We start from the raw sequence: 7,113 nt of genomic DNA, 5'->3' as shown, positions 1-7,113 counted from the left end.
GCCCCCGCCCGTGCCGAGTTCGGTGACAACCGGGGCATGCACGGTGCCGCCTCCGGCGGCGAGTGGCAGGCGTCGCCCAACGACGAACGCTGGCGCCGCGCGGAACGGCTCAAGCAGCCTGCCGCGGGCGGCGTCACCACCTCCGGCCTGCCCCGGCGGGTCCCGCGTGCGAACCTGGTCGCGGGGACCGCTCAGCAGCAGTCGGCCGCACCGAGCGGTCCGCAGGTCTCGCGCGCCCCCAGTGACGTGCGCGGCCGGTTGACCAATCTCCGCCGGGGCATTCAGCAGGGCCGCCAGGCCGGCGGTGCCCCCGGCAGCAACGAACGGGGTTTCGACCCCACCTACCAGCAGGAGCGTTAGTTGAGTCCGATGAGCCAGGCGGCGCAGAATCTGAACTGGTTGATCACCAACTTTGTGGAGAACACCCCGGGGGTGTCGCACACGGTGGTGGTTTCCGCCGACGGCCTTCTTCTGGCGATGTCGGAGGGTTTTCCGCGTGATCGTGCTGATCAGTTGGCGGCGGTTGCGTCGGGGTTGACTTCGTTGACGCAGGGGGCTTCGCGGATTTTTGAGGGTGGTGCGGTGAACCAGACGGTGGTGGAGATGGAGCGTGGGTTCCTTTTCATCATGTCGGTGTCGGATGGTTCGTCGTTGGCGGTGCTGGCGCATCCGGAGGCCGACATCGGTCTGGTCGGGTACGAGATGGCACTGCTCGTCGACCGCGCCGGCACCGTACTCACCCCGGAACTCCGTTCCGAGTTGCAGGGCAGCCTGCTGAACTGATCCAGCTCCCCCCACATGAGCATTCCCGTCCGCAGCATCGCCGACCTCATGCCTCGTCCGGAGGAGCCATGACCACGCCGCCCGCCTCGCCCAATCCGTACGGCGCGTCGCATCATCACGCGTCGTACGACGACGGCGAAGGCGACCAGCCGCTGGTGCGCCCGTACGCCATGACCGGCGGCCGAACCAGGCCGCGCTACCAACTCGCCATAGAGGCGCTGGTCAGCACCAGCGCCGACCCGGGACAGCTGCAGGGGCTGCTGCCAGAACACCAGCGGATCTGCCACCTGTGCCGCGAGGTCAAGTCGGTCGCCGAGGTTTCCGCCCTGCTGGCGATACCGCTGGGAGTGGCCCGGATTCTCGTAGCCGACCTCGCCGAGGCCGGCATGGTGGCGATCCACCAGCCCGGCGGCAGCAGCGAGCCCGGCGGTGCGCCAGACGTGACACTGCTCGAAAGGGTGCTCAGTGGACTTCGCAAGCTCTAGCCCGCACGCGGGTCAGGCTTCCGGACCCGCCCGTTCCACCACCTCCGCGAAGATCGTGGTGGCGGGTGGCTTCGGCGTGGGCAAGACGACCTTCGTGGGAGCCGTTTCGGAGATCAATCCGCTGCGCACCGAGGCGGTGATGACGTCCGCGTCGGCGGGCATCGACGACCTCACGCACACCGGAGGCAAGACGACCACCACGGTCGCGATGGACTTCGGCCGCATCACCCTCGACGACGACCTGATCCTGTACCTGTTCGGTACGCCGGGGCAGGACCGGTTCTGGTTCATGTGGGACGACCTGGTGCGCGGTGCGATCGGCGCCGTCGTCCTCGTCGACACCCGCCGCCTCGCCGACTGCTTTCCCGCCGTCGACTACTTCGAGAACAGCGGCCTGCCCTTCGTCATCGCGCTCAACGGGTTCGAGGGGCATCAGCCCTACACCCCGGAAGAGGTGCGGGAGGCACTCCAGATCGGCCCCGACGCGCCGATCATCACCACCGACGCGCGGCACCGCGCGGACGCCAAGGGCGCACTCATCCAGCTGGTCGAGCACGCGCTGCTCGCCCGCCTGCGCTGATCCACACGGGGACGGGGGCTGTCATCGGACATGCCCCCGTCCAACCGTTCATAACGTTTCGACAGAGAATTGACCCGTTTCGATTACGGGCGGCGAGCACTCCGCTCCACTCTGCGTACATTTCTCCGGTCATTTGCCGCCCAGTTGCCGTAATGCCCGAGTTGTCGGGCGTCGTCGGGGGCAGTCATCCCGCTTTCAAGTGTTTGGAAACCACCCTCCCGGCGTGCTGCAATTCGCTGAACTCAGCAGTAGCTACGGCGCGTCGAGGATGAGGTGCCGACGCCGAGAGGTTTGGTCGAGTGAGGCGAAGCAAGACGGCACCCCCGCCGCCGGAGTCGCGGGGCAACTTCACGCCGCCGCGAGCCGCGGTCGGCGCGACGGGGTCCGCTGAAACGTCCGCGACCCCTGCCGAAGCCGGGAGCACCAGCAGGTTCGCGATCCGCAACTGGCGCGTCGCGACCAGGCTGAACGCGATCCTGCTCATACCCGTGCTGGTGGCCCTGGTCTTCGGCGGCTTCCGCGTGCAGAACTCGATCAACACCCTCAGCGACGCCCAGGACGCCGAGCGCACCGCGAAAATCGTCGCCGCGGCGTCGGCCTACGCGCACGCCCTGCTCGAGGAACGGGACCGCACCGCCGCCCCCCTGCTGAGGGGCGACGAGAACGCGGAGGAGATCGAGAAGGTCCGGACGGCGACCGACGAGGCGAAGGCGGCCTTCCAGGAAGCCGCCGAGAGCGCGCCCGTCACCCCCAGTCTGCAGCGCCGGCTGGACGGCATCGCGAAGGTCGAGCCCAAGCTCGACTCGCTCCGCCAGGCCGCCTACTCCAGCCGCCTCAGCGGTGTGGAGACCCAGCTCGGCTACGTCGAGATCCAGCACCCGCTGATGAACCTCTCCAACGAGCTCGGCCTCGGCACCGGCAACGTGACCGCCTACGGGCGCACCGTCTACGCGATCTCCCTGGCCAAGTCCGCCGAGTCGCTGACGCGTTCCATCGGCACCCAGCTGCTCGTCAAACCCGGTCCCGGCGAGGAGTCGAAGGCGGAGCAGCTCACCGCCTTCCAGTCCTACGCCTACCTGGAGGACGTGGCGCTCAGCGAGTACCTGTCCGCCGGCACCCAGCAGGACGCCGACCGGCTCCGCTCGGACCTGCGCAACGTCCAGGCCGACGCCAAGGAGGAGATCGCGGCGGCGAAGGCCCAGGCCGAGGCCGCGGGCCAGGACTTCGTGGCGCCGCCGCCCATGGACGGCATGATCGAGCGCATCGGCTCCGGCGCCCGGCCCGCCACCCTGGCGAACGAGGGCATCACCGCCGACGTGTGGTTCCAGACCGCGACCGGCAAGTTCGACGTCTACCGCGGCATCGAGGAGGACCTCGCGGCCCGGGCCGTCACCGAGGCCGGTGACATCGCCGCGGACGCCAAGCGCGAGGCCATCGTCAACTCGGCGATCGTGCTCGCCGCGCTGCTCATCGCCTTCGTCATCGCGGCTCTCATGGCCCGCTCGATGAGCCGCAACATGAACCGGCTGCGCAACGCGGCCTTCGACGTGGCGGAGCAGCGGCTCCCGATGCTCGTCGACCAGCTGTCCAGGACCGAGCCCGGCCGCGTCGACACCACCGTCACGCCCATCCCGATCGACACCAGGGACGAGATCGGCGAGGTCGCCCGGGCCTTCGACCAGGTGCACCGCGAAGCGGTCCGGCTCGCCGCCGAGCAGGCCCTGCTGCGGGGCAACGTCAACGCGATCTTCACCAACCTTTCCAGTCGCAACCAGGGCCTCATCGAGCGGCAGCTCGGCCTGATCACCGACCTGGAGAACAACGAGGCCGACCCGGACCAGTTGGAGAGCCTGTTCAAGCTCGACCACCTGGCGACCCGCATGCGCCGCAACGGTGAGAACCTGCTCGTCCTCGCCGGTGAGGAGCCCGGGCGCCGCTGGAACCAGCCGGTGCCGCTGGTGGACGTCATGCGCGCGGCGGGCTCCGAGGTCGAGCAGTACGAGCGCGTCGAGATCAGCGGCGTGCCGGAGAGCGAGATCCACGGCGCGGTCGTCACCGACCTCGTGCACCTGCTCGCCGAGCTGCTGGAGAACGCCACCGCCTTCTCCTCCCCGCAGACCAAGGTCAAGGTCACCGCCACCCGGCTGCCCGACGGCCGGGTGATGGTCGAGATCCACGACAAGGGCATCGGCCTCACCGCCGAGGACTTCGCGGACATCAACCACCGGCTGGCCAACCCGCCGACCGTGGACGCCGCCATCTCGCAGCGCATGGGCCTCTACGTGGTCGGTCGGCTCGCCGACCGGCACGGCATCCGGGTCCAGCTGCGGCCCTCCGGTGAGCAGGCCGGCACCACCTCGCTCGTCATGCTCCCGGAGGCCATCACCCACGGCGGTGGCGGCGAGGAGTTCGACGGCGAGGACTTCACCGTCTCCCGCATCGTGCCCGAACAGGAACTCGGCCACCAGCCGCCGGCCTCGCCCATGAGGCCCGCGGTCCCGGCGCAGCCGACCGCGGCCGAACTCGGCTTCGACGACTCCCGGTACGAGTCGGTCGACGTGCCCGACGACGCCTCGTCGCTCGACCCCCAGGGCGACGTTCCGCTGTCCCACCCCGAGCAGGGGGACGAGCAGCCGGCGGCTGCCGACCTCGACGAGACCCAGCAGACCCCGGTGTACGACGGGGGTTACGAAGGGCCGCGGGCGGAGCAGCCGCAAGGCGAGTACGGCGACTACGCCGATCCGGCCGCCGACCCCCGGTACGGGCAGCAGGGCGCCTACGACGCCTCCGGCTACCAGGACGCCGGGTTCGACACCACCGGCTACGGCGCCCCCGGCTACGGCACCCCCGGCTACGACAACAGCGGCTACGGCAACGCCGGTTACGATGACCAGGCGCCCGCGGAGCCCCGCTACGAGGACGACGGCTACCGGCAGCCGGAGTACGGCGGCGCGGAGCACGCCCCGCAGGGGTACGACCCGGCATGGCAGGACCAGGGCTACGGAACCGTTGCGCAACCGCAAGCGGAATCCGGACAGCTGCCTCCCACAGCCGCCGGGGACCGCGTAGGCTTCGACCGTCCGGGGTCCGCTTCGAACGGCTCTCCCTCCGTCACCGGCGCTGGCCTGCCGCGCCGGGAGAAGCGGGAGCAGCAGTCCGAGGAGCCCCAGGCACCGCAGTTCCCGTCGCAACCGGAACCCTCTGCCGCCCCCCGGCAGGGCACTCGTTCGGGCGAGCCCGACTGGCATTCGGCGAACGACGAACGCTGGGAGCGGGCGGAGAAGGTCCGTGACCCCAAAGCAGGCGGGGTCACCGTCTCCGGTCTGCCCCGCCGGGTGCCCAGGGCCAACCTGGTCGAGGGCGCAGCGACACAGACCCCACAGGGAGGTCCCCAGGTCTCCCGTGCCCCGGAGGACGTCCGCGGCAGGTTGAGCAACCTGCACCGCGGCGTACGCAAGGGGCGCGCGGGCGGCCGGGACGCCACCCAGAACGACCGACCGGGCTTCGGTCCCGGCAGCACCTACGACCAGGAGCGTTAGTGTGAGCCCGATGAGCCAGGCGGCGCAGAATCTGAATTGGCTGATCACCAACTTTGTGGAGAACACCCCGGGGGTGTCGCACACGGTGGTGGTTTCCGCCGACGGCCTTCTTCTGGCGATGTCGGAGGGTTTTCCGCGTGATCGTGCTGATCAGTTGGCGGCGGTTGCGTCGGGGTTGACTTCGTTGACGCAGGGGGCTTCGCGGATTTTTGAGGGTGGTGCGGTGAACCAGACGGTGGTGGAGATGGAGCGTGGGTTCCTTTTCATCATGTCGGTGTCGGATGGTTCGTCGTTGGCGGTGCTGGCGCATCCGGAGGCCGACATCGGTCTGGTCGGGTACGAGATGGCACTGCTCGTCGACCGCGCCGGCACCGTACTCACCCCCGATCTCCGGGCGGAACTGCAAGGAAGCCTTCTCAACTAGCAAACAGGCAGTGCGCATTGCGTCTCGGCGCCATAAAGTGCGGAGACGCGGTCGTCGCCCAGACAGCACGCGCAGTGGTGGTCCGCAACTCGGCAGTCGAAGGAGGAACCGTGGTCACGCCCCCTGGCGGTCCGTACGGCAGCGGTCAGCCGCCGCACAACGACCCGCCGCCCTACCAGCGCTACAACTTCCCTTCGACGCCAAGCCACCAGCAGCGGCAGCAGCCCCAGCCGCCGACCCAGCAGCGGCCCTCCCAGCAGCCGCCGCGGGCCCGGCACCGGAGCTCCACTCCCTCCGGACAGGGCAGCGGCGACCAGGACCACCAGCCGCTGGTGCGCCCGTACGCCATGACCGGCGGCCGAACCAGGCCGCGCTACCAGCTCGCCATCGAGGCACTGGTGCACACCACCGCCGGCGCCGCTCAGCTCCAGGGACAGCTTCCCGAGCACCAGCGGATCTGCCGGCTGTGCTACGAGATCAAGTCGGTCGCCGAGATCTCCGCACTTCTCAGCATTCCCCTCGGCGTCGCCCGTATCCTCGTCGCCGACCTGGCCGAGGCCGGACTCGTCGCCATTCACCAGCCGGGCGGCGATGAGACCGCCGGCGGACAACCAGATGTGACACTGCTCGAAAGGGTGCTCAGTGGACTTCGCAAGCTCTAGCGGTGCGGCCCGCTCCACCACCTCCGCGAAGATCGTGGTGGCGGGTGGCTTCGGCGTGGGCAAGACGACCTTCGTGGGAGCCGTTTCGGAGATCAATCCGCTGCGCACCGAAGCTGTGATGACGTCCGCGTCCGCGGGCATCGACGACCTCACGCACACCGGGGACAAGACGACCACCACGGTCGCGATGGACTTCGGCCGCATCACCCTCGACCAGGACCTGATCCTGTACCTGTTCGGTACGCCGGGGCAGGACCGGTTCTGGTTCATGTGGGACGACCTGGTGCGCGGTGCGATCGGCGCCGTCGTCCTCGTCGACACCCGCCGCCTCGCCGACTGCTTTCCCGCCGTCGACTACTTCGAGAACAGCGGCCTGCCCTTCGTCATCGCGCTCAACGGGTTCGACGGCCACCAGCCGTACAACCCCGAAGAGGTGCGGGAGGCACTCCAGATCGGCCCCGACACCCCGATCATCACCACCGACGCGCGGCACCGCGCGGACGCCAAGAGCGCGCTGATCACCCTCGTGGAACACGCGCTCATGGCCCGCCTGCGATAGGCCGTTCCGCCCGCGTCACCGGCCCGCGTCACCGGCGCCGCCGCCGGCCCGCCCACGCGGGTCGCCGCGCCACCGGAGCCG

The 7,113-nt window shown here is 69.6% G+C and carries 8 protein-coding genes; all 8 read left to right on the top strand.

Features of this window, described 5'->3' with window-relative positions:
- The coding region (locus ACYVE9_RS11385) for a hypothetical protein (protein WP_461027669.1) at positions 1-360 on the top strand (360 nt) is incomplete at its 5' end.
- Positions 361-369: 9 nt separating this feature from the next.
- The gene (locus ACYVE9_RS11380) at positions 370-783 is read left to right on the top strand and encodes a roadblock/LC7 domain-containing protein (protein WP_461027668.1); all 414 of its coding nucleotides are present in this window, start codon (positions 370-372) and stop codon (positions 781-783) included.
- A gap of 68 nt (positions 784-851) precedes the next feature.
- On the top strand, positions 852-1,268 hold the full coding sequence (locus ACYVE9_RS11375) for a DUF742 domain-containing protein (RefSeq protein ID WP_461027667.1): 417 nt from the start codon (positions 852-854) through the stop codon (positions 1,266-1,268).
- Positions 1,249-1,848, top strand: a complete 600-nt coding sequence (locus ACYVE9_RS11370; RefSeq protein ID WP_461027666.1) for a GTP-binding protein — start codon at positions 1,249-1,251, stop codon at positions 1,846-1,848. Before ACYVE9_RS11375 ends, ACYVE9_RS11370 begins: the two co-directional genes overlap by 20 nt.
- 299 nt (positions 1,849-2,147) lie before the next feature.
- A complete protein-coding gene (locus tag ACYVE9_RS11365; RefSeq protein WP_461027665.1) occupies positions 2,148-5,387 on the top strand; it encodes a sensor histidine kinase in 3,240 nt (1,079 codons plus the stop codon).
- Positions 5,388-5,397: 10 nt separating this feature from the next.
- A complete protein-coding gene (locus ACYVE9_RS11360; protein WP_461027664.1) occupies positions 5,398-5,811 on the top strand; it encodes a roadblock/LC7 domain-containing protein in 414 nt (137 codons plus the stop codon).
- 110 nt (positions 5,812-5,921) lie between these two features.
- The gene (locus ACYVE9_RS11355) at positions 5,922-6,473 is read left to right on the top strand and encodes a DUF742 domain-containing protein (RefSeq protein ID WP_461027663.1); all 552 of its coding nucleotides are present in this window, start codon (positions 5,922-5,924) and stop codon (positions 6,471-6,473) included.
- On the top strand, positions 6,454-7,032 hold the full coding sequence (locus ACYVE9_RS11350; protein WP_219091389.1) for a GTP-binding protein: 579 nt from the start codon (positions 6,454-6,456) through the stop codon (positions 7,030-7,032). Before ACYVE9_RS11355 ends, ACYVE9_RS11350 begins: the two co-directional genes overlap by 20 nt.
- Positions 7,033-7,113: the final 81 nt, after the last annotated feature.

The organism is Streptomyces sparsus, assembly GCF_054776295.1.
Note: the sequence above shows the minus strand (reverse complement) of the source record. Positions and strands in the feature narration are given on the sequence as shown.